At 41.2% G+C, this 22,811-nt stretch carries 17 protein-coding genes, 5 tRNA genes and 3 rRNA genes; all 25 read left to right on the top strand.

Annotated features, from left to right (window positions below; genetic code table 11):
- Window positions 1-197: 197 nt before the first annotated feature.
- The 25 genes from FNLLGLLA_RS07420 to FNLLGLLA_RS07300 all read left to right on the top strand — a co-directional run bounded on the left by FNLLGLLA_RS07420 (window position 198) and on the right by FNLLGLLA_RS07300 (window position 22,744).
- Window positions 198-1,148: a hypothetical protein gene (locus FNLLGLLA_RS07420; protein ID WP_156696937.1), complete on the top strand. Its 951-nt coding sequence runs from the start codon at window positions 198-200 to the stop codon at window positions 1,146-1,148.
- A 21-nt stretch (window positions 1,149-1,169) separates the two neighbouring features.
- Window positions 1,170-1,562 (top strand): hypothetical protein, encoded by a 393-nt coding sequence (locus FNLLGLLA_RS07415; RefSeq protein ID WP_008715059.1) that lies wholly within the window; start codon window positions 1,170-1,172, stop codon window positions 1,560-1,562.
- Window positions 1,563-1,666: 104 nt separating this feature from the next.
- The gene (locus tag FNLLGLLA_RS07410) at window positions 1,667-2,095 is read left to right on the top strand and encodes a phosphatase (protein ID WP_156696938.1); all 429 of its coding nucleotides are present in this window, start codon (window positions 1,667-1,669) and stop codon (window positions 2,093-2,095) included.
- Between the two features lie 97 nt (window positions 2,096-2,192).
- Window positions 2,193-3,740 carry a DEAD/DEAH box helicase gene (locus FNLLGLLA_RS07405; protein ID WP_024061602.1) on the top strand — a complete coding sequence of 516 codons (1,548 nt, stop codon included), beginning with the start codon at window positions 2,193-2,195 and terminating at the stop codon, window positions 3,738-3,740.
- Window positions 3,741-3,920: 180 nt separating this feature from the next.
- Window positions 3,921-4,385 carry an IS200/IS605 family transposase gene (tnpA, locus tag FNLLGLLA_RS07400; RefSeq protein ID WP_038125930.1) on the top strand — a complete coding sequence of 155 codons (465 nt, stop codon included), beginning with the start codon at window positions 3,921-3,923 and terminating at the stop codon, window positions 4,383-4,385.
- Between the two features lie 277 nt (window positions 4,386-4,662).
- Window positions 4,663-5,082, top strand: a complete 420-nt coding sequence (locus tag FNLLGLLA_RS07395; protein WP_004695325.1) for a Fur family transcriptional regulator — start codon at window positions 4,663-4,665, stop codon at window positions 5,080-5,082.
- Between the two features lie 193 nt (window positions 5,083-5,275).
- Window positions 5,276-6,112: a deoxyribonuclease IV gene (locus tag FNLLGLLA_RS07390; RefSeq protein WP_024061601.1), complete on the top strand. Its 837-nt coding sequence runs from the start codon at window positions 5,276-5,278 to the stop codon at window positions 6,110-6,112.
- Between the two features lie 245 nt (window positions 6,113-6,357).
- Window positions 6,358-7,590: an exonuclease SbcCD subunit D gene (locus tag FNLLGLLA_RS07385; protein WP_156696939.1), complete on the top strand. Its 1,233-nt coding sequence runs from the start codon at window positions 6,358-6,360 to the stop codon at window positions 7,588-7,590.
- A complete protein-coding gene (locus FNLLGLLA_RS07380; RefSeq protein ID WP_156696940.1) occupies window positions 7,591-10,674 on the top strand; it encodes an AAA family ATPase in 3,084 nt (1,027 codons plus the stop codon).
- Between the two features lie 92 nt (window positions 10,675-10,766).
- On the top strand, window positions 10,767-11,141 hold the full coding sequence (locus FNLLGLLA_RS07375; protein WP_004696890.1) for a VOC family protein: 375 nt from the start codon (window positions 10,767-10,769) through the stop codon (window positions 11,139-11,141).
- Window positions 11,141-11,848, top strand: coding sequence for a tRNA threonylcarbamoyladenosine dehydratase (locus FNLLGLLA_RS07370; RefSeq protein ID WP_060919884.1), 708 nt, complete (start codon window positions 11,141-11,143; stop codon window positions 11,846-11,848). Before FNLLGLLA_RS07375 ends, FNLLGLLA_RS07370 begins: the two co-directional genes overlap by 1 nt.
- Complete coding sequence (locus FNLLGLLA_RS07365; protein ID WP_004695336.1) at window positions 11,845-12,279, top strand: peptidylprolyl isomerase; 435 nt, start codon at window positions 11,845-11,847, stop codon at window positions 12,277-12,279. Before FNLLGLLA_RS07370 ends, FNLLGLLA_RS07365 begins: the two co-directional genes overlap by 4 nt.
- 4 nt (window positions 12,280-12,283) lie before the next feature.
- Complete coding sequence (locus tag FNLLGLLA_RS07360; RefSeq protein WP_004695338.1) at window positions 12,284-12,913, top strand: hypothetical protein; 630 nt, start codon at window positions 12,284-12,286, stop codon at window positions 12,911-12,913.
- Between the two features lie 83 nt (window positions 12,914-12,996).
- Window positions 12,997-13,836 (top strand): polyamine aminopropyltransferase, encoded by an 840-nt coding sequence (gene speE, locus FNLLGLLA_RS07355; protein ID WP_008602651.1) that lies wholly within the window; start codon window positions 12,997-12,999, stop codon window positions 13,834-13,836.
- 218 nt (window positions 13,837-14,054) lie between these two features.
- Window positions 14,055-14,130 (top strand) — tRNA-His (locus FNLLGLLA_RS07350).
- A gap of 24 nt (window positions 14,131-14,154) precedes the next feature.
- Window positions 14,155-14,229, top strand: a tRNA-Gln gene (locus tag FNLLGLLA_RS07345).
- Between the two features lie 4 nt (window positions 14,230-14,233).
- Window positions 14,234-14,309, top strand: a tRNA-Lys gene (locus FNLLGLLA_RS07340).
- Between the two features lie 331 nt (window positions 14,310-14,640).
- Window positions 14,641-16,203, top strand: a 16S ribosomal RNA gene (locus FNLLGLLA_RS07335).
- Between the two features lie 123 nt (window positions 16,204-16,326).
- Window positions 16,327-16,403 (top strand) — tRNA-Ile (locus FNLLGLLA_RS07330).
- Window positions 16,404-16,413: 10 nt separating this feature from the next.
- A tRNA-Ala gene (locus tag FNLLGLLA_RS07325) sits at window positions 16,414-16,489 on the top strand.
- Window positions 16,490-16,836: 347 nt separating this feature from the next.
- Window positions 16,837-19,771: ribosomal RNA gene (locus tag FNLLGLLA_RS07320) — 23S ribosomal RNA — on the top strand.
- Window positions 19,772-19,990: 219 nt separating this feature from the next.
- Window positions 19,991-20,107 (top strand): 5S ribosomal RNA (gene rrf / locus FNLLGLLA_RS07315).
- Together the 16S, 23S and 5S rRNA genes with 5 tRNA genes alongside form the textbook arrangement of a ribosomal RNA operon.
- Window positions 20,108-20,729: 622 nt before the next feature.
- On the top strand, window positions 20,730-21,590 hold the full coding sequence (locus FNLLGLLA_RS07310; RefSeq protein ID WP_156696942.1) for a polysaccharide deacetylase family protein: 861 nt from the start codon (window positions 20,730-20,732) through the stop codon (window positions 21,588-21,590).
- Between the two features lie 8 nt (window positions 21,591-21,598).
- Window positions 21,599-22,093, top strand: a complete 495-nt coding sequence (locus FNLLGLLA_RS07305) for a MogA/MoaB family molybdenum cofactor biosynthesis protein (RefSeq protein WP_156696943.1) — start codon at window positions 21,599-21,601, stop codon at window positions 22,091-22,093.
- Window positions 22,094-22,312: 219 nt separating this feature from the next.
- Complete coding sequence (locus FNLLGLLA_RS07300) at window positions 22,313-22,744, top strand: RrF2 family transcriptional regulator (RefSeq protein WP_021147851.1); 432 nt, start codon at window positions 22,313-22,315, stop codon at window positions 22,742-22,744.
- The last annotated feature ends 67 nt before the right edge of the window (window positions 22,745-22,811 follow it).

The following is a 22,811-nucleotide window of genomic DNA, read 5'->3' as shown; positions in this document are numbered from 1 at the left end:
TTTAATTATATTATATCTTAATTAAATGTTTACTCATATAGCTGATTTAATACCACACACCTCTCAATAAATCATAATAAAGAAGTAGCCCGAAAGAGGTGTCTTTTTTGTACTTAACAATAGTCTATTATATGTAAAAGTATAGGGTATGTTATAATTGTAGCCATATAAAATCGTGTTATTTATAGAGGGCTATTATGAATTTGAAGAGAGTAATTAAATGGATTGGATATATTGTTGGCATAATAGTAGTGCTTTATATACTCATATTGGGAGTATTGATATATTTCTTGGCAAGTGGTGACTTTAAAAATAGTTTGATTTATTTAAGTGATCTTAAAGAGAGTGGATTATATTATGGCAATGAAAACCGTAAGATTGCTGATAATGTAGTTGCTGTTCATGAGGTGGATAATAAACTTTATTACATAACGTTAGACGGTATTGGTATTTTTGATGAAAATGTAAGTTTACTAGATGCTTGGAATAAAAATCTTAATAAATATAATACTTTCATTCCTCGGATAGATTCTAAAGAAACACAATTTAATGTAAGTCTTGATCAGTTATACCCTAATATTTCTAGTCTTGATGAAAGTGATAGAGATATATGGCATGAGATCTTTTATGATAGTGAGAAACGATATACAGGTCCAAACGCTGGATATACTATAAAGTTACCTTTCTATGTATCGTATAGAAAGGAAGACTCGATTAAGCATAATGATATAGTAGATCTTTCTACAGGGACTATTATTGGTGAGTATGGAAGTGAGCATATTTTAAGAAATAATGCTTATTATAACTTTAAATTTGGAAAATTGACTAAGCTTGATTTCTCTCAGAAAGCTATATATAGCTATTATTCTAATAATCTTGATATAGGTCGGTTTAGCAAGAATAATGCAGGTGATGAGAGATATGAATCTTATGCACGAAATGAGTTAAATAAAGTAAGAACGAAAGACATAGAGGTATTACCTAATTTACTAAATCAACGATTCATAGTGTTTAATTCCTTTAACGAGTTTTCTGATTTTGATAAAGTTACCTTTGAAGCATTAACCATTGATGCAATTAAAAATCGGAAGGCTTTACAATTAGGGCCGTTAGAAAATCAAACCCTGCAGCAGTATTTGAGTAAGTAACCATATAGTGGATGGTGTAAAATGAACAAATTTGAAATATTAGGATATTTTTGGATTTTTATATCTATGTCATTATCTATAGGGTTATATAAACTTGAGCTTAGTAAACGTGTCATTGATGAAGAATATGAATATATTAAAAAGCATAGAGCTTTTGGTAATTTAACCAAGTATTTAACAATAATTGCAATTGTAAGTGTAGTCCTATTAAATTGTAAATTTTTAATTGATAAAGATTATTTATTTATTGCCCAATATGGTGTTGTTTGGGGAGTTTACGTACTTTTTATTATATGCACAGGTTTTTATCAAAAGCGGAATAGTTTGTATTATAAACGTGGTCTTTTTGCTATTTTTTCTATATTATTTGGTATTGCTGGTTTAGGTTATGCATTAAAGAATATGTTCTTTTAGTAGTAAATATATCAATTCAGATTTTATCAATATAGTATTGTTTTGTATGGGCACTTATGGAATGATTTTTAGAAATAAAAAATGATTAAAGGACAGTATAATTCATGATTCAATTAGATTATCTATTAATTATAGGAATATTGCTTAGTGTTTTGCTTTTTCTTTTGGTTGGCGTATTTTACTATAGTAAATCTAAACTTTTAAAGGGACTCAATATTTGGTTTTTAATAATACTTAGCGTTTTATTAAGTTATTTATTATATCCCTTATATGAACTGACAGATTATAGAGAAGAATTTACGTCAGTAGTTATTATCTCTGCGATAATTATTAAAGTAATTATCAATTTATCTATATTTATGATAGCGGATAGAATAACAACAAAATGGATTTCTAAATTATTATTAATTATATGGGTTGTTCTTGTTGAATGCTTGTATATGCCTATTTATTTGTCATATCTTGTTTTGTTATGTGTATCAGGTGGAATTGTGTTGATTGAACATTTTAAGGGGAAAAGAAATCCTATTTAGCTTAGATTCAGAATTACTTTTATAGCGCTCGCCCTCGAAATATGATATACTACTTAAATGCGCATAGTTCGTGCGCGATAGGAGGAAACACATTTAGATGTTAGAAAAATTTGAACAATTAATGATTAGCGAACCTGTTCTAAGAGCGTTAAACGATATGGGCTTTGAAGAGCCTACGCCAATTCAACAGGAAGCTATCCCAGTTGCCATGAGCGGTAAGGACATGATCGGTCAAGCTCAAACAGGTACTGGTAAGACAGCAGCATTTGGCTTGCCTGTATTGGAACGCGTAGACGGGAATGAGCGTCACGTTCAAGTAGTTATTTTATCCCCTACACGAGAATTAGCTATTCAAGTAGCTGAAGAGCTTAACAAAATGGCTCAGTACACGAATATCACAGCACTACCAATCTACGGTGGTCAAGATATTAATCGTCAGTTCCGTGCCTTGAAAAAGAACCCTCAAATCATCGTTGCCACTCCTGGCCGATTGATGGATCATATGGATCGTGGTTCTATTAAATTTGACCATGTGAAAGTTGTGGTATTGGACGAAGCCGACGAAATGTTAAATATGGGCTTTGTTGATGATATCAATAAAATCTTGGGTGCTATCCCAGAAGACCATCAAACATTGTTGTTCTCTGCTACGATGCCTAAAGCTATCCAACAATTAGCTGAAACATATTTGACAGAGCCAACATTGATTCGCATGAAACCGACTCAAGTTACGATGGACTTGATCGAACAATACTATATCGAAGTGCAAGACCGTCAAAAATTCGATGTTCTTTGTCGTTTGTTTGATATCCAAACACCTGAACTTGCTATTATTTTCACGCGTACGAAACGTCGTGTTGATGAAGTGACAGAAGGTCTTAAGAAACGTGGTTACATGGCGGAAGGCATCCATGGCGATTTGTCTCAACAAAAACGGGACAGCGTAATTCGCCAATTCCGCGAAGGTACCATTGATATTCTCGTGGCTACAGATGTGGCAGCTCGTGGTCTTGATATTTCTGGCGTATCTCACGTATATAATTATGATATGCCTCAAGATCCTGAAAGCTACACACACCGCGTAGGTCGTACAGGTCGTGCCGGTAAAGCAGGTCAAGCTTTCACGTTCGTTATCCCTCGTGAAATGGAGCATTTACATGCTATCGAGCGTTTAACAAAACGTAAAATTGCACGTCGTCGTGCACCTTCATTAGGTGAAGTTCTTGAAGGTCAACAACGTTTGGCAATTGAAAGCCTCGTTGAAATGACAGATAATCTAGAAGCCTTGGCGCCTTTCAAATCTAGTGCTGAGGAATTGTTGAATGATACAGATTCCGTAACACTTTTGGCGGCAGCTCTTAAATTGTTAACAAAAGAACCAGATACTACTCCTGTAAATATTACAGAAGAAAAACCATTGCGTGTACGCCGTCGTCGTGAAAGTGGTCGTAGTGATCGTCGCCGTCGTGATGGTGATCGTCGTCGAGATGACCGCCCACGTCGCAGTCGCGATGATCGTAGAAGTGATCGTCGCAATGACCGTAAAGGTGACCGTCGCAGAGATGATCGTAAATCTGATCGTCCGCGTGGAGAGAAAAAAACTCGCCATCAAAGTGAAGGTTTTAAGCCTTACTTTAAAGACTAATAGGATGTGGATTGCTTCTGGGCAATCCACATTTTTTATTGTACGCCGAATAGGCATGACTAAACCCCCAGTTAAACTGGGGGTCAGTAAAATTTCTTAGAGAAAAGGAAAGAACCTCCTAGTGCTAAAATGGAGTTGGTCTGGCAACCACAACATTTCAACATAGGAGGTTCAATGTCAATGAATGACGTAAAAAGCTTATCACATAGTAAATGGAGATGTAAATATCATATTGTTTTTGCTCCAAAGTATAGAAGGCAAATAATTTATGGTCGGATAAAAGCTGATGTAGGTAAAATTCTAAGAGATTTATGTAAGAGAAAAAATGTAGAAATTATCGAGGCAGAATGCTGTCCGGATCATATACATATGCTAGTAACAATTCCACCACATTTAAGCGTATCAAGTTTTATGGGATATTTAAAAAGCAAAAGTAGCCTCATGATATTCGATAAACACGCAAATTTAAAATATAAGTATGGAAATAGACATTTTTGGTGTAGAGGATATTATGTGGATACGGTGGGAAGATATGAAGGAGCGATAAAAGAGTATATTCGCAATCAGTTACAAGAAGATATAGCACAAGATACATTAAACTTTAAAGAATATACCGACCCGTTTACGGGTGAGCCGGTAAAATAGGCAAAATAAAAGCCCCCGAGTAGGGGGCAGCCAGTGGTAATAGAGTGGTTGTCAGATCATTCAATGCCCTCTTTAGAGGGCCACCACTAGAGAAAGACCCTTATAGGGTCAGGGCAAACCACCCGTTCTACGGGTGGTTATGATTTACTTAATAGTTAATACTATTTATCTTGATAAGTGTTGAGAATTTTGATATAATAAATAATAATTATTTCTTGTAAACGGTCGATAATGGCCTATGCCTTATAGATTTCCAAGTGGAGAAAGGTAGATTATTATGGATATCGCACAAATTTTGCGTAGTCAGGGGTTTAAAGTAACCCCACAACGTATTGCGATTTATGATGCTTTGCGTGGTCATCATGATCATCCAACAGCAGAGATGTTGTATCATACGTTGCGCCCAGAACATCCAAGCATGAGCTTGGCTACAGTGTACAAGACGATGGAGATTTTTGAAAAAATCGGTCTTGTTAAAATTCTAGAAGTTGGTGATGAGCGCGCTCATTACGACTGGGACACACAAGCTCATTCCCATATCCGTTGCATTCGTTGTAATAAGGTAGAGGATATGATGGGCATTGATTTGAAAGCTATCAAAACGATTGCTGATCAAGGTAGTGAATATCAAATCACAGGTCAACATATTACCTTTGAAGGTGTTTGCCCTGAGTGTGCAAAAAAAGAAAGTCATTAATAGATAACCCCTGTTGTTGAAGGGCTCCTTCACGGCAGGGGTTATATTAGTTATCATATATCTTTATCTATTAGTGTTATAGAATAGCTATAGTAACAAAAATAGCTATAAGCATAATACAATAGATATTAGAGTTAGGCGTTTTATAATTATAAAATTGTAGAAATCGTATAGTCATATATAGAGGAGTATTATGTTTGTAATAGGCAGTCACTTATCAATTAGCAAAGGTTATTTACATATGGGCAAGGAAGCGACTAAAATTGGGGGAAATACGTTCCAATACTTTACGCGCAACCCTCGCGGTGGTAGCATGCGAGCTCTCGATGTTGAGGATATGAATAACCTTAGTGTATATATGAAAGAACACAACTTTGGTACCTTGTTGGCCCATGCACCGTATACTTATAACCCATGTGCCGCCAAAGAGGATTTACGCGCTTTTGCGAAGCAATCTATGATGGAAGATTTAGAGCGTATGGAATATTTGCCAGGTCAAATGTATAACTTTCACCCTGGTAGCCATGTGAAGCAAGGCGTAGATCAAGGTATTGAATACATTGTAGAGTGTTTGAATGAAATCTTATTTCCAGGTATGAAGACAACAGTCCTCTTGGAAGTAATGGCTGGTAAGGGTACAGAAATTGGCTCTCGTTTTGAAGAAATTGCACGCATCATCGATGGCGTAAAACTAAAAGAGTACATGGGTGTGTGCGTTGATACTTGCCATATTCACGAAGGGGGTTATGATATCGTAAATAATCTCGATGGCGTTATTGACGAGTTCGATCGAATTGTAGGTCTTGATCGTTTGAAAGCCATTCATTTGAATGACTCTAAAAATCCTATGGGGGCCCATAAAGATCGTCATGAAAAAATTGGGGAAGGACATATTGGTATCGATGCTATTGCTCGCGTTGTAACACATCCTAAATTGACGAACTTGCCATTCTACTTGGAAACACCAAATGAATTGGACGGTTACGCAAAGGAAATTGCTATGCTACGCTCTATCGTAGAAAATAAATAATTAAAATACAGATGTTAATTTAGTTATATAATAAATATGTAGAATACCTGATGCTATACTAGTTATTGCAAACTCATAAAGTTATTAAAACTATTAAAGCTGTTAAAGCTATTAAAGCTATATAAAGCTATATAAAGTTATATAAAGTTATTGAATTTCCATAAACTTATGGGACTAAGAGATCGTTTTGGCATTTGAATACATACATTGTGTAAGGTATAGGGAGAACTGGAAAGGGGGACAAAATGCGTTTTTTACATACTGCCGATTGGCATTTAGGGCGTATTTTTTATGGCCAGTACTTAACAGGGGACCAAGCTCATGTGTTGGAACATCAGTTTTTTAATATTTTGAAAGATGAAAACATCGATGGCATATTGCTTGCAGGGGATATTTTTGATAGAGCGGTGCCACCCATTGAAGCTATCGAATTGTGGGACTCCATCATCACTCGTCTAGCTATGGACTACAAGGTGCCTCTCTTTGTGGTGAGCGGTAATCACGATGGGGCAGAACGTCTTGAAGTGGGGCGCTCTATGTTGGGCCAATCGGGTATCCATATTTGGGGCTCTCCTCATCACGCGTTGAAGCCTTTTGAATTTGAAGGGACAGATGGCAAGGTGGCAATTTGTCCTATGCCTTTTAGTGAACCCCGGCGCATAGGGGAGGCTTTATTTGCTGATGTAGAGTCTACTAATACAGAAACTGCCAATATTGAAATTGCTGACATAGTAACACCGTGTTATGAACAAAATTGCGAAAGCGCTTTGAATCTGCACAATTATGACCAAATGTATCAGGCTTGGAGTAATTACTTGTATAAACAAGTGCCTAAGGGGATGCGCAGTATCGCCATTAGCCATGCCTTTGTTATGGGCGGTGAAGTAGGGGGCTCAGAGCGTACCTTGTCTGTAGGTGGCAGTGAACAGGTAAATCCTCAAGCCTTTAAAGATTTTCACTATACTGCCTTGGGACATTTGCATGGGTCTCAACGAATGGGTGCAGATTGTATTCGCTATAGTGGCTCTCCATTAAAGTATTCCTTTGATGAACATATGCAAAAGAAGTCTTTCACCATCATTGATATGGATACAAAGGGGACCGTAGATATTAGTACAATTCCTGTAGAGGTGAAGCGAGATGTAGTCATTTTGGAAGGATATTTTGAAGACCTGTTAAATGATAAAGTATTACAGGCTAAACATAGGGATGATTATGTGCAAGCTCGTTTACTTGATACGATGCCGATTATGGATGGAATGGCTAAACTGCGCCAGGTATATCATCGTTGTATGACCATTGATCTAGTTGGTCGCATGGCAGGGCCTATAGCAGATATGGGTGAGGCAATTTTCAAAGAATTAAATGAACGGGATCTATTTAATCAATTTGCAGAAACTGTGTGGAAGGAACCTTTAACAGAGCAAGAACAGCAATATATCAACTCTGTATGGGACCGAATTCTTAAGGAGGACTAAATGAAGCCTATATCATTAACTATAGAAGCCTTTGGTCCGTATCGTGATTCGGTCACATTGGACTTTAACGAGCTCCAAGACCATTCCATGTTTCTCATCGCTGGCCCTACAGGGGCAGGGAAAACATCAATCTTAGATGCCATGGTGTATGCCTTGTATGGTGAGCCGAGTGGGGAAGTACGTAAAATAGATGCTATTCGCAGTGACTTTGCAGAACCTCATCGAATGACTCGTGTTGATTTCTCCTTTGCTATTGGCGATGCACAATATCGTGTTGAACGGTTACCGAAACAGATGGTAGCAAAGAAACGTGGTACAGGGATGCGTGAGCAGAATGCTAGCGCTACTGTATATGAAAAGAAAGATGGTGAGTGGAAGGTTATTGCCACCTCGGCTGCCGCCATTCGCGATACCATTCAGCAAATTATAGGCTTTCGCAAGGATCAGTTCTTACAAGTTGTGCTATTACCTCAAGGGGAATTCCGAAAGTTACTAGTGGCCTCTACGAGTGAACGTGAGGAATTACTACATACACTCTTTAGAACGGAACTATATAGGAAATTACAAGAAGCACTCAAGACTGCCTATGATGAAGCAAAGGCAGGTATTGAAGAAAATCTAACAAAGCAAACTGCCTTCATACAGTCCATCCCTCATGATGGAGCAACTCCAATGGTAACCATTGAGCATGTGCGTGAGTTACTAGCAAATCGGGGCCCACATCGAGAAGCTCTTGCTATAGATCGAGATGAGGCAGTAACCGTGGTAGAACAGTTTAATGTGCTCCGAAATCAATGGTCGTTATATAATCAGGCTCAACAATCTCTTGCTGAGGCTACTTCGAAACTTGAACTCATGAAAGCAAGGGAAACTGAGCGTGTAAATCTAAGCGAAAAGGTTCAGTTCCTTAACTCTTTGGCACCAACTCATGAATTATATAAACAATATATTGAGAAACAAGCTATATTAAAAACTTTAGAACAGGCCCTTTCAGATGCGAAAAAACATGTGGAACTAGCAACTCAACATGAGGCTAAATGTTTAGAGGTTTACAGTGGCTTAGAAGGTCAATCTGAAAGTATACAAGCTAAGAGAACTACCTTAGCTCAATTTCAACAACAAGCAGAGAAGTTTGACGAGTTAGATGTATTGAAAAAGAAATTCTCTACACTGCATAGTAGTTTAGAAGAATTAGATAGTAAAAAAAGCGAAGATGCCTTAGCTAAACAACGGGAGCTTGTAAAAACTTTAGAAAACGACTTAGGAAGTTTGCGTAAACAGTTACAAGATAATAACAAATCCTTAGAGAATATTACTGTTATTCAAGGGCAACTAAATGATTTACATAGATATTCTGAATTAATAGAGGAAATTAGTAAGGTACAAAAAGAAATCGATGATAAAGGTCAAACGTTAGCGTCTTTAGGTGAAACAGTGCAGGTTGTAAAGGTACATCTTGAACGATTAGAGCATCTAATGCAAGAAGGGCGTGCCTTTGAGCTAGTTCATCTAGTTGTAGCTAATGAGCCTTGTCCGGTCTGTGGCTCTACAGATCATCCACAGTTAGCGGCGAAGCCAGAGATTTATCCGACTAAGGATGAAATTGAAGAGGCTCGTAAAGCCCGTGACGTAGCACTACAAAAGCAAGCTAGCGAAGTGGGACAACAGAAAACCTTAGTTACTCGTCTTGATGAGTTAACTAAGCAAGTAGAGGCACAAGTTTCTACGCTAAAGTTATCTATGGACGGTTTTTCTGAGAAAAACTTTGCATCTGTTCAACAGGATTTGTTGGCTAAAATGGATCAACTCACAGCTTTACGTGGTGAGACTGAATTGTTAAGTAAAACTATAGCTGACAAGGAGCATAAGTTAAAAGTAGCTAGAGATAAGTTAGCAACTTTAGAGCTTGCCCATAATGAATTACTTAAAAATCTACACGATCTAGAGATTCGGATTAGCTCAGTACAGGCTAACATTGATGCTCTATCTAAAACTTTACCAACCACGGATATAGCTGCGTGGCAAAAACAGCTAGAGTCGTTAGATAGTGAGATTACGGTTTACGATGAGCAGGTGAAAGTTGGTAAAACTAATTTAGATGCTGCTCGAGAACAGTTGAATGCCAAACGCGGACGCTTAGAAACTTTGTCCTCTCAAGTAAAAGAAGAAACAAAAAATCTTAATTTGATGTATGAGAACTATACAAAGTCATTACAAGCCATTTCTTTAGGAGAGGATGATTTTGTAGAGGCTTTACGTGATATTAAAGAGATAGAGACCTATAGAACACAGCTGCATGCTTTGGATGAAGCCTTTAATAAAGCACAAGCTGTATATGATGCAGCGTTAAAGGTAGCAGAAACTGTGGTTAAGCCAAGTGAGACTGTTTCCGATGAAATCTATGCTACAGCAGTAGCGCATCGAGATACACTAGTAGGTAATCTTGCGGCATGGGATAAAGAAACAAAGCATATCGAAACTACGCTCACCTCATTAGAAACACTTGAAACTGCTATGGGCGAGGCTCGGGAAAAGGTGAAGTTCTTAAGCCGATTAAATGATCTCGCTAATGGTGGGGAGCAAGGCTTTAAAAATGTTACCTTTGAGCGTTATGTATTGGGGGCTATCTTAGATGAGGTCGTATATGCAGCCAATTTACGACTTCAGAAGATGAGTCGCAACAGATATTCCTTGGAAAGATCTGACTATACAGGTGGTGGTCGTGGCAAGCAAGGCCTTGATTTGGCAGTTATGGATGCTTTCACGGGGCAATCTAGACCGGCAAATACCTTGTCGGGTGGCGAAACATTCTTGGCCTCTATGGCGCTTGCCTTGGGATTAGCGGATGTTATTCAAAGCTATGCTGGTGGTATCCATATGGATACGATGTTCATCGATGAAGGCTTTGGCACGCTTGACCCAGATACATTGGAACTAGCTATGGAAACATTGGTACAATTGCAATCTTCTGGGCGCCTTATCGGTATGATTTCCCATGTACCTGAGTTAAAATCGCGCATACCTGCTCATTTAGAAGTTATTCGCGGTGACGATGGTAGTACGGCAAAATTTGTTATTAACTAGATATCATTAACTAGATATAGATTTGCCAAATGTGTTACTATAAAAAGAGGAGAATTCCTACAAAAACATCCTGTATTTACGAAGGGGGTTCTATGAAGTTTTCGTTTGCTCATAATAATATAAATGTTAAAGACCTTGATAAAAGTCTAGCATTCTATAAAGAGGCGTTATTGCTCGAGGAGTCTCGTCGTTTGGAAGACCCAAGCGGTGCTTTCACTCTCGTGTATTTAAAAAGTCCTTATACAGCACATGAATTAGAACTTACATGGTTGCGTGACTGGGATCGCCCTTATAATTTAGGGGATAATGAATTCCACTTAGCATTCTATGTAGATGACTATGAAGCGGCTCTTAAAAAGCATAAAGAAATGGGCGTTGTTGCTTATGAAAATGCTGATATGGGCATTTATTTCATAGCGGATCCAGATGGATATTGGACCGAAATCATTCCGACGGGGAAATATTAATGGAATATATGTTAACTCGTTTAGAGTGGTTGGTTGGTCCCAATAAAATCCAAACATTAAAGGACACGTCTATTGCACTCTTTGGTGTCGGTGGCGTAGGTGGTGGTGCCCTTGAGGCGTTAGTGCGAGCTGGTGTGGGGCGCATCGTCATTATTGATGGTGACTCCGTAGCGCCTAGCAATTTGAACCGCCAAATGATTACGACTCATGATACGATTGGGGCACGTAAGGTAGAGGTGGCAAAGGCGCGAGCTCTTTCCATTAATCCTGATGTGGTGATAGAAACCCATGATATTATGTATACTGAGGAAATCTATCCTGGATTTATTCAAAGCTTGAACGTTGATTATGTTATTGACGCCATCGATATGGTAACGGCGAAACTTAATATCATTGAGGTTTGTCAACGTGAAAGCATCCCTGTTATTTCTTGTATGGGCGGAGGTAATCGCTTTTACCCAGAAAAACTTATGATTGCAGATATCAATAAGTCTCATACATGTCCTTTGGCACGCGTTATGCGTCGGGAACTCAAAAAACGGGGTATAAAAAAACAATTAGTTTTATTTTCTACTGAAAAACCGACAAAACCACAGTTCCGTGGTGATGCCACAAGTCCTGGGACATGTAGTTTTGTGCCACCAGTGGCAGGTTTTATATTAGCAGCACATGTGTTGCGTACAATTTTGGAGGTACCTGAACAATGAAAAAAGCGAAAATCCATATGGCTGACGGCGGCGATATCGTAATTGAATTATTTGAAAAAGAAGCGCCTGGCACAGTACAAAACTTTATCGACTTGATTAACAAAGGCTTTTACAATGGCCTTCGTTTTCACCGTGTAATTCCTGGTTTCGTAGCACAAGGTGGTTGTCCTAATGGCAACGGTACAGGTGGTCCTGGCTATACAATTAAAGATGAATTAGTTGGCAATCCGCATAAACATGAGCGCGGTGCTTTATCTATGGCTCACCGTGGCCCTAATACTGGTGGTAGTCAGTTCTTTATTGTATATGAGCCACAACCTCATTTAGATGGTGTACATACTGTATTTGGTAAAGTCATTGAAGGTATGGATGTAGTTGATGGTATCCAACAAGGTGCTATCATGGAAACTGTAGAAGTAATCGAAGGTTAATCTCATGAATGAAGTATCTATTAAACATCCAGAATGGCTATATATCGATGTAAATGGTAAAACATCATATGGGTATGACCAAGAGTGGTTCACTGATGAGTGGCAACGCTTGTCTGGTTGTGGGCCTACATCGGCATCACAAGTATTGGGCTATTCGCTATTTAGGGATGGCTTATTAGATCTAGAAACCACATCCGACCAAACGCTTGCTTTAGAACGGATGAACTTAGTTTGGAAATATGTAAAGCCACGTTTTGGTGGTGGTGTTTATAAAACTCAATGGATGGAACGTGGTCTTACTCGCTTACTCGAGGATAAAAGCCTATCTTATGATGTACATATGTTGAATGTATCTCCGTTCTGTGCATCACGCGTAGAGGTGGAGGCTGCAGCTCAGTTTATACATGATGCATTGGCACAGGATGTGCCTGTAGCATTTTTAAATCGTCATAAAGGAAAAGAGAAGGCTCTCTATACCTGGCATTGGGTTCCGATTCACAAGATGTTTATGGACGGCGATGATATCCGCTGTGGCATCTTTGATGAAGGTGAAATTCGTGATTTCTCTTTGGCGAATTGGATGAAAGACACTATTTTAGGTGGTGGATTCTGTTACATTAGTCGCAAAGAGTAAGTAATAGAGCAATTAAAGTAATATACATACGCATCGCAGTGATTTGCGATGCGTATTGTAGTATAAATAGTAGGAGGTACTACATGAGTCAATGGATTACTGAGGAACAAACACCTCACTTACGTCTAAGCGCTGAAGCGGAAGAAGTGCTTTACTCTGGGGAATCTGAGTTCCAGAAAATTGAAGTTTTTAAATCAAAAGAGTATGGTATGATGCTCGCTTTAGATGGCGTGTTCCAAACATCTGAGCGTGAAGAGTTTATCTATCATGAAATGATGAGCCATATCCCTTTGTTCTTACATCCTAATCCTGAGCGCGTTTTGATTATCGGTGGTGGTGATGGTGGCGTAGCTAGAGAATGTGTACGTCATGATTGTGTAAAAGAAGTAACAATGGTTGAAATCGATGGTAAGGTTGTAGAGTTGGCAAAACAATATCTACCAACTATTGCTAAAGCTATGATTGAAAACCACCCTAAATTGACTGTAAAAATTGGTGATGGTATTGGTTTCATGGCAGAAGCAGAAGATTACTATGATGTAATTATCGTGGATTGTTCCGATCCAATCGGTCCTGGTGAAGGCTTATTTACAGAAGAATTCTATAAGAATACATTAAAAGCTTTGAAAGCTGATGGCTTGTTTGTACAACAAACAGAATCTCCGATGTTACATCAAACATTAGTGGAAAAAGTTTTTGGTTACGTTAATAGCCATTTCCCAATTGCTCGCTTATATACAGCTTTTATTCCAATCTATCCTGCAGGAATGCATTGTTTTACATTGGGTTCCAAAACATTTGATCCTCTAACATGGACTCCAAACCGTGAACAAAACTTTGAAACTAAGTATTATAATGCAGATATTCAAAAAGCTGCATTTGCATTGCCAAATTTTGTAAAAAATTATTTGCCAACTAAGTAAATAATATGTATAATGGGGAAGCACCATTTGTGAAACGAAAGTTTCCGATAGTGCTTCCTTATTTATATGGGGATTAAAGGGCTTATATTAGAGATAACACAATTAAAAGTTTCGTTTGTAAAAATTAATGAAATTGAGAAAAAGGTGTTGACACAAATCTCTAGAAAAGATATAATTCTCTTTGTTACGAAGACAATGTCTTCGATACCTACAAGGTGGTGGGTATGGTGAAGCGGTTAACACGGCGGATTGTGGCTCCGTTACGCGTGGGTTCGATCCCCACTACTCACCCCATAACCTACACATCGTAATCACTGTAGGGGTGTCGCCAAGTGGTAAGGCAACGGACTTTGACTCCGTTATGCGCTGGTTCGATCCCAGCCACCCCTGCCAACATGACTCACTAGCTCAGTTGGCAGAGCACCTGACTTTTAATCAGGGTGTCCCGCGTTCGAGTCGCGGGTGAGTCACCAAATTAAAACTCACAAACTTCGGTTTGTGAGTTTTCTATCTCTATTTTTAGAGATTTTGGTTATGATTGTGAGTATAAATTTAATCAAAAATCGGTTGAAAAATCTTTGGAAAAGAGGTTGACGATTTAAGGTTAGATTGATATACTATACAAGTCGTTAGGGCGTAGAACTAACGTAACAGATCTTTGAAAACTGAACAATGATAGGTAATCAATCATATGATTGAACATATGCCAGAGTGCGGGTTTTGACATAGTCAAAACCAACCATAATTCAAAGTTACTTCAATGTAACGACAACAAATAATGAGCTATTCAAATAGCTTCAAGGTATCTTGGAGAGTTTGATCCTGGCTCAGGACGAACGCTGGCGGCGTGCTTAACACATGCAAGTCGAACGAAGAGCGATGGAAGCTTGCTTCTATCAATCTTAGTGGCGAACGGGTGAGTAACGCGTAATCAACCTGCCCTTCAGAGGGGGACAACAGTTGGAAACGACTGCTAATACCGCATACGATCTAATCTCGGCATCGAGGATAGATGAAAGGTGGCCTCTACATGTAAGCTATCACTGAAGGAGGGGATTGCGTCTGATTAGCTAGTTGGAGGGGTAACGGCCCACCAAGGCGATGATCAGTAGCCGGTCTGAGAGGATGAACGGCCACATTGGGACTGAGACACGGCCCAGACTCCTACGGGAGGCAGCAGTGGGGAATCTTCCGCAATGGACGAAAGTCTGACGGAGCAACGCCGCGTGAGTGATGACGGCCTTCGGGTTGTAAAGCTCTGTTAATCGGGACGAAAGGCCTTCTTGCGAATAGTGAGAAGGATTGACGGTACCGGAATAGAAAGCCACGGCTAACTACGTGCCAGCAGCCGCGGTAATACGTAGGTGGCAAGCGTTGTCCGGAATTATTGGGCGTAAAGCGCGCGCAGGCGGATAGGTCAGTCTGTCTTAAAAGTTCGGGGCTTAACCCCGTGATGGGATGGAAACTGCCAATCTAGAGTATCGGAGAGGAAAGTGGAATTCCTAGTGTAGCGGTGAAATGCGTAGATATTAGGAAGAACACCAGTGGCGAAGGCGACTTTCTGGACGAAAACTGACGCTGAGGCGCGAAAGCCAGGGGAGCGAACGGGATTAGATACCCCGGTAGTCCTGGCCGTAAACGATGGGTACTAGGTGTAGGAGGTATCGACCCCTTCTGTGCCGGAGTTAACGCAATAAGTACCCCGCCTGGGGAGTACGACCGCAAGGTTGAAACTCAAAGGAATTGACGGGGGCCCGCACAAGCGGTGGAGTATGTGGTTTAATTCGACGCAACGCGAAGAACCTTACCAGGTCTTGACATTGATGGACAGAACTAGAGATAGTTCCTCTTCTTCGGAAGCCAGAAAACAGGTGGTGCACGGTTGTCGTCAGCTCGTGTCGTGAGATGTTGGGTTAAGTCCCGCAACGAGCGCAACCCCTATCTTATGTTGCCAGCACTTTGGGTGGGGACTCATGAGAGACTGCCGCAGACAATGCGGAGGAAGGCGGGGATGACGTCAAATCATCATGCCCCTTATGACCTGGGCTACACACGTACTACAATGGGAGTTAATAGACGGAAGCGAGATCGCGAGATGGAGCAAACCCGAGAAACACTCTCTCAGTTCGGATCGTAGGCTGCAACTCGCCTACGTGAAGTCGGAATCGCTAGTAATCGCAGGTCAGCATACTGCGGTGAATACGTTCCCGGGCCTTGTACACACCGCCCGTCACACCACGAAAGTCGGAAGTGCCCAAAGCCGGTGGGGTAACCTTCGGGAGCCAGCCGTCTAAGGTAAAGTCGATGATTGGGGTGAAGTCGTAACAAGGTAGCCGTATCGGAAGGTGCGGCTGGATCACCTCCTTTCTAGGGAGACATACACCAAGCCAAAAGCTTGGATGTCACTTAGGTCGACACTTTGGCACCTAACATTGTTCGGTTTTGAGAGATCTGTTATCTACAAGATAATAATTTCTCATTATATTAAATGGGCCTATAGCTCAGCTGGTTAGAGCGCACGCCTGATAAGCGTGAGGTCGGTGGTTCGAGTCCACCTAGGCCCACCATTTAATACATGGGGGCGTAGCTCAGTTGGGAGAGCACCTGCCTTGCAAGCAGGGGGTCAGGAGTTCGAATCTCCTCGTCTCCACCATTTAGTATTTGACAGCGAGTCTGTGATATACTAATTGTTTGTTCTTTGAAAACTGCATAGAAGATAATTATTATATATTTGTAAGGTCATCTCTTAGAATTTCTAAGTAGGTTGACCCGAGCACATAGGAAATAATTCTCTGACTTAATGGTGACGTACATGAAAATGTACGGCTACAAAAAACGACAATGTATCTAATGCATGTCAATAAAATCTAAAAATAGATTTTCGTCAGAATTTGATGGATAACGAGGCGTGCCAGTGAGGTGATGTCGCCGCGTACTTATGTACGCAAGACAAACCGAACGCAGCACAACGAAGTTAGCCGCAAATTATGGCGTAAAATAAGTAAAGATTTTAAGGGCGTACGGTGGATGCCTTGGCGATATCAGCCGAAGAAGGACGCGGTAAGCTGCGATAAGCTACGGAGAGGTGCAAGCAACCTGTGACCCGTAGATTTCCGAATGGGGGAACCCGGCAGTGGTTATGCACTGTCACCCATAGCTTAGACTATGAGGAGGGCACCTGGGGAACTGAAACATCTAATTACCCAGAGGAAAAGTAATCAAACGAGATTTTCTTAGTAGCGGCGAGCGAACGGGAAAGAGGCCAAACCGGAGCGGGCAACCGCACCGGGGTTGAGGACAGTCATCAAGTGTAAATGAGGTAGAAGAATCGAGCTGGAAAGCTCAGCCGTAGAAGGTGAAAGCCCTGTAATCGAAACCTTGCATACACGGGACTGTATCCAGAGTACCACGAGACACGTGAAACCTTGTGGGAAGCAGGGGGGACCACCCTCCAAGCCAAAATACTGATATCGACCGATAGCGCATAGTACCGTGAGGGAAAGGTGAAAAGAACCCCTGGCGGGGAGTGAAAGAGAACCTGAAACCGTATGTCTACAAACAGTCGAAGTCTGTATATATATCAGGACGACGGCGTGCCTATTGAAGAATGAACCGACGAGTTACTGTTGCTAGCGAGGTTAAGTGGAACACATGGAGCCGCAGCGAAAGCGAGTCTGAACAGGGCGTTCAGTTAGTAATAGTAGACCCGAAACCGTAGTGATCTATCCATGGCCAGGTTGAAGCACAGGTAAAATTGTGTGGAGGACCGAACTCGTGAGCGTTGAAAAGCTTTGGGATGAGTTGTGGATAGGGGTGAAATGCCAATCGAACACGGAGATAGCTGGTTCTCCCCGAAATAGCTTTAGGGCTAGCCTCGAGGTAGAGAGTATAGGCGGTAGAGCACTGATCGGGCTAGGGGCCATACCGGTTACCGAACCTAGTCAAACTACGAATGGCTATACTTATACTCGGGAGTCAGACAGTGAATGATAAGGTCCATTGTCAAGAGGGAAACAGCCCAGAACACCGACTAAGGTCCCCAATGTTACACTAAGTGGCGAAGGATGTGGAATTTCCAAAACAACCAGGATGTTGGCTTAGAAGCAGCCACCATTTAAAGAGTGCGTAATAGCTCACTGGTCGAGAGACTCTGCGCCGAAAATGTCCGGGGCTAAAGTGTAAAACCGAAGTCGTGTCATATGCAGCAATGTATATGGGTAGGGGAGCGTTCTCATCGGGCTGAAGCAGTACCGTAAGGAGTTGTGGACTGATGAGAAGTGAGAATGTCGGTATGAGTAGCGAAAAGAATGGTGAGAATCCATTTCACCGAAAGCCTAAGGGTTCCTGAGCAACGATCGTCGTCTCAGGGTAAGTCGGGACCTAAGCCGAGGCGGAAAAGCGTAGGCGATGGACAACAGGTTGAAATTCCTGTACCGGTGTGAATCGTTTGATCGATGGAGTGACACAGTAAGGTAGGTCAGCACGCGATTGGAAGAGCGTGTTTAAGCAGGTAGGTTGAGCTATAGGCAAATCCGTAGCTCTAAAAGCTGAGATGTGATGACGAGTGACTAGCAATAGTCGCGAAGTGATTGATCCTACACTGTCGAGAAAAGCTTCTAGGTAGAGACACATCGCCCGTACCAAAACCGACACAGGTAGGCGGGGAGAGAATCCTAAGGTGCGCGGGAAAACCCTCGTTAAGGAACTCGGCAAAATGCCTCCGTAACTTCGGGAAAAGGAGGACTCATGTAGTGTGAAGCGCAGCAACGCCTGGAGCATGAATGAGTGGCACAAGAGAGGCGCAAGCGACTGTTTACCACAAACACAGGTGCCTGCTAAAGCGAAAGCTGATGTATAGGTGCTGACACCTGCCCGGTGCTGGAAGGTTAAGAGGAGGGGTTAGACTTCGGTCGAAGCTCTGAATTGAAGCCCCAGTAAACGGCGGCCGTAACTATAACGGTCCTAAGGTAGCGAAATTCCTTGTCGGGTAAGTTCCGACCCGCACGAAAGGTGTAACGACTTGCGCACTGTCTCAACGAGGGACCCGGTGAAATTGAAGTACCTGTGAAGATGCAGGTTACCCGCGACTGGACAGAAAGACCCCATGGAGCTTTACTGCAACCTAAGATTGAACTTAGTTAATGAATGTACAGGATAGGTGGGAGACGTAGAACCTAGGACGCTAGTTTTAGGGGAGTCGCTGTTGGGATACCACCCTTTCATTAATTGATTTCTAACGGGCCGAGTAACGACCGGCCGGACAGTCTTAGGCGGGCAGTTTGACTGGGGCGGTCGCCTCCAAAAGAGTAACGGAGGCGCCCAAAGGTTCCCTCAGAGCGGACGGAAATCGCTCGAAGAGTGTAAAGGCAGAAGGGAGCTTGACTGCGAGACGGACAGGTCGAGCAGGGACGAAAGTCGGGCTTAGTGATCCGGTGGTGCCGAGTGGAAGGGCCATCGCTCAACGGATAAAAGCTACCCTGGGGATAACAGGCTAATCTCTCCCAAGAGTCCATATCGACGGGGAGGTTTGGCACCTCGATGTCGGCTCATCACATCCTGGGGCTGAAGTAGGTCCCAAGGGTTCGGCTGTTCGCCGATTAAAGTGGTACGTGAGCTGGGTTCAGAACGTCGTGAGACAGTTCGGTCCCTATCCATCGCGGGCGTAAGAAACTTGAAGGGGGCTGCTCCTAGTACGAGAGGACCGGAGTGGACGAACCGCTGGTGTACCAATTATCCTGCCAAGGGTACAGTTGGGTAGCTACGTTCGGGACGGATAAACGCTGAAAGCATCTAAGCGTGAAACCAGCCTTGAGATGAGGTTTCTCATAGCAAAAGCTAGTAAGATCCCATGTAGACGACATGGTAGATAGGCCAGGTGTGGAAGAGCCGTGAGGTTTGGAGCTGACTGGTACTAATCGATCGAGGGCTTTACTTAAGCAGCGTAACCAACTTGAAGGAGCAACGCGACGCACAAGTTGCGTGGAGTCGCTTACGTCGAAACGTAAGATTTCACGATGTGAAATCCACAGGCTTCGACGCAATCCTCCAGACGTGTACTTTGAGTATGGGACGCAACATACAACAAAACATTAAGCAGAATGTGCAACAAATATATATACTTCTATGTGGTTTTCAGAGTACAAACTCTGACAGATTCAGTAGCGATGGCTATGAGGATCCACCTGTTCCCATCTCGAACACAGTAGTTAAGCTCATAAACGCCGAAAGTACTTGGCTGGAGACGGCCTGGGAGGATAGGAAGCTGCTGATTAACGAAAAGAAAAAGGTCTACCGAATGGTAGGCCTTTTTCTTTTTGCTCATCTTCGACTAGCTAACCCTGCTAGAACCGTCTCCAGCCAAGGTTGTAGAAGTATTGTCTATGTGTATTTATTAATAAGATGGCGTGGGAAAAGTAGGGCAGTAGAAGATGGAGGAGTGAAACGACGACAGATTCACTGCATCACTTTCTTCCGAACGTAAGATTTACCGAACTGCGAAGCAGTGAAGGAAAATCCACAGTGAGGAAGCAAGTAGGGCAAGGGAAAAGTAATTAGGATTAAACGAAGTATGGGGCCCACACATCACTTTCTTCCGAACGTAAGATTTACCAAACTGCGAAGCAGAGAAGGGAAATCCACAGTGAGGAAGCAAGTAGGGCAAGGAAAAAGTAATTAGGATTAAACGACGTATGGGCCCACACATCACCTTTTTCCGAACGTAAGCTGTACAGAACTGCGGAGCAGTGAAGGTAAATCCACAATGAGCATTGATAGGAATTTAAGTTTAGTTGTAGAAAAAATGATCTTTTTTTATACGTCTATTTTCTTGATACTTTTATTAAAAATATGGTATTCTCATTGTGTATGTAAGTCGATGGGAGTGATTATTTTATATGTATAAATATGGCAAGAGCTGCATTAAAAAGTTGTTATATTGTATTGCAATATGTATTGCAATCTTAGCGGTTTCTATTGGAGTTATGTGGGGTCTGTCTTCAGATTACAAGTTATATGGTGTACCAGTACTTAATTACCATCAAATAAATGATGAGAAACACTCCGCTTTAACATTGCATGTGGATCAGTTTAAGGAGCAGATGGAATACCTCCATAATCATGGGTATAATACGATTACATTGAATCAGTTGTATGATTATTTACAAAATGGTTCGGATTTACCAGAGAAGCCTATAGTAATAACATTTGATGATGGTTATGTGGATAATTATGAACATGCACTACCTATATTAAAAGAATATAATATGAAAGCTACTTTGTTCATGATTAGTGACGCTGCCAATACGCCTGGTTTTGTAAATACTGCACAAATGCACCAAATGGAGTCTGCTGGTTTTGACATTCAAGGGCATACAAATCATCATAAGATACTAACTCATATGGATCCTACGGAATTGCCTGATGCCATTCTCGGTGGTAAAACATCTATGGAAGGTATCTTAGGAGAACCTATTAGTTACTTGGCCTATCCTGGTGGTTTTAATGATATGCTCGTTCAATATGTTACTAAACAGTCGGGGTATAAAATGGCTTTCACAGTCCAACCAGGAACAGTAAAGCCAGGGGATAATTTATATGCTCTAAATCGACTAGCTGTATTCCAAGGAGATACACCGTATTTATCTTTCTGGTTGCGCCTACATTGTGCACCGTTTATTAAGTATACTTGGGCATTGCGTGATACATTACGCGATAATGGATGGCCGATATTGGCGTCTGTTATGCCTTTATTTTAGGAGGAATTATGTCTTACGAAGTTGTAGCAAGACCATTACGTGTTGCAGTGTTAACTGTATCTGATACTCGTACATTAGAAACTGATAAGGGGGGCAACAAGGTTCAAGAATTTTTGGAAAAAGCAAATCATATTGTAGCAGATCGCAAAATTGTCATTGATGATTGTGATGCTATAATAAATGCTATGACACCATGGTGTAATGATGAGTCTATTGATGTCATTATATCTACAGGGGGAACTGGTATTGCTATGAGAGATGTTACCATCGAGGCTGTAAATAGCTTATATGAAAAGCATATTCCAGGTTTTGGTGAAATTTTTAGATATTTATCCTATACGGAGGATATTGGAACAAAAGCAATGGCATCTCGTGCGGAAGCTGGAGTTAAGAATAACACTTTGATGTTCTCTATTCCTGGCTCTGTTGGGGCTGTCACCTTAGCGATGAGCAAACTCATCATTCCTGAAATGGGTCATTTGGTGCGCGAAATTACAAAATAATATATATGGAGACTGTTCTTTTGAGAGCAGTCTTTTTATATATGATGACAATCAATATTTGATGGATATAAAAGTAGGTAATTGATCCATAAAATATGAGCATGAGAAGTAAGTGAATTAATTTATTTTGTTTAAAACAATACCATTGCAGTATTGTTTTATTTCATTTATACTAGATTTAGTAATACGTTTGTCCGAGTGCATGAGAAAGGAGACTTTATGAAGTTAAATCAGGCCACGGATTATGCATTTCGCATGGTCTTGCATATGGCGCTACTACCTTCGGGATCGAAGATAACTGGTGCTGTATTGGCTGAGCAAGAGTTGATTCCAGAACGCTTTTTGCTCAAGATTATGCGTAGTCTCATTGCAGCAGGAATTATGAAATCTTTCAGAGGGGTAGATGGTGGGTTTGCCCTGAATCGAAGCCCTCAAGAGATCTCGTTGCTTGATGTAATTAGAGCCGTAGAAGGGGATGCGTATTTACAACGTTGTTTATATGATGTAGGTTCTTGCTCTAAGTCTTGTAAGGGGCATTGCGCTATAAATGAAGCAATGGGCGTGATTCAGCATCAATTGGTCAATCAGTTGGAAGCGGTTAATTTTAAGACCCTTGCCCAACGAGAACAGTTGATTATCGCTGAGGCTTGAGCTTTTTTACAGTCGCAATGATGCAAGGTTTTTTGTAAAAGCTCGTCAAGTGATGTTAGTATTTTAT

It is taken from the genome of Veillonella parvula (assembly GCF_902810435.1).
GTDB lineage: Bacteria > Bacillota > Negativicutes > Veillonellales > Veillonellaceae > Veillonella.
Note: the sequence above shows the minus strand (reverse complement) of the source record. Positions and strands in the feature narration are given on the sequence as shown.

Coding starts and splice junctions, on each gene's coding strand:
- FNLLGLLA_RS07420 (WP_156696937.1), top strand. CDS start 198: ATGAATTTGAAGAGAGTAATTAAATGGATTGGATATATTGTTGGCATA.
- FNLLGLLA_RS07415 (WP_008715059.1), top strand. CDS start 1,170: ATGAACAAATTTGAAATATTAGGATATTTTTGGATTTTTATATCTATG.
- FNLLGLLA_RS07410 (WP_156696938.1), top strand. CDS start 1,667: ATGATTCAATTAGATTATCTATTAATTATAGGAATATTGCTTAGTGTT.
- FNLLGLLA_RS07405 (WP_024061602.1), top strand. CDS start 2,193: ATGTTAGAAAAATTTGAACAATTAATGATTAGCGAACCTGTTCTAAGA.
- tnpA (WP_038125930.1), top strand. CDS start 3,921: ATGAATGACGTAAAAAGCTTATCACATAGTAAATGGAGATGTAAATAT.
- FNLLGLLA_RS07395 (WP_004695325.1), top strand. CDS start 4,663: ATGGATATCGCACAAATTTTGCGTAGTCAGGGGTTTAAAGTAACCCCA.
- FNLLGLLA_RS07390 (WP_024061601.1), top strand. CDS start 5,276: ATGTTTGTAATAGGCAGTCACTTATCAATTAGCAAAGGTTATTTACAT.
- FNLLGLLA_RS07385 (WP_156696939.1), top strand. CDS start 6,358: ATGCGTTTTTTACATACTGCCGATTGGCATTTAGGGCGTATTTTTTAT.
- FNLLGLLA_RS07380 (WP_156696940.1), top strand. CDS start 7,591: ATGAAGCCTATATCATTAACTATAGAAGCCTTTGGTCCGTATCGTGAT.
- FNLLGLLA_RS07375 (WP_004696890.1), top strand. CDS start 10,767: ATGAAGTTTTCGTTTGCTCATAATAATATAAATGTTAAAGACCTTGAT.
- FNLLGLLA_RS07370 (WP_060919884.1), top strand. CDS start 11,141: ATGGAATATATGTTAACTCGTTTAGAGTGGTTGGTTGGTCCCAATAAA.
- FNLLGLLA_RS07365 (WP_004695336.1), top strand. CDS start 11,845: ATGAAAAAAGCGAAAATCCATATGGCTGACGGCGGCGATATCGTAATT.
- FNLLGLLA_RS07360 (WP_004695338.1), top strand. CDS start 12,284: ATGAATGAAGTATCTATTAAACATCCAGAATGGCTATATATCGATGTA.
- speE (WP_008602651.1), top strand. CDS start 12,997: ATGAGTCAATGGATTACTGAGGAACAAACACCTCACTTACGTCTAAGC.
- FNLLGLLA_RS07310 (WP_156696942.1), top strand. CDS start 20,730: ATGTATAAATATGGCAAGAGCTGCATTAAAAAGTTGTTATATTGTATT.
- FNLLGLLA_RS07305 (WP_156696943.1), top strand. CDS start 21,599: ATGTCTTACGAAGTTGTAGCAAGACCATTACGTGTTGCAGTGTTAACT.
- FNLLGLLA_RS07300 (WP_021147851.1), top strand. CDS start 22,313: ATGAAGTTAAATCAGGCCACGGATTATGCATTTCGCATGGTCTTGCAT.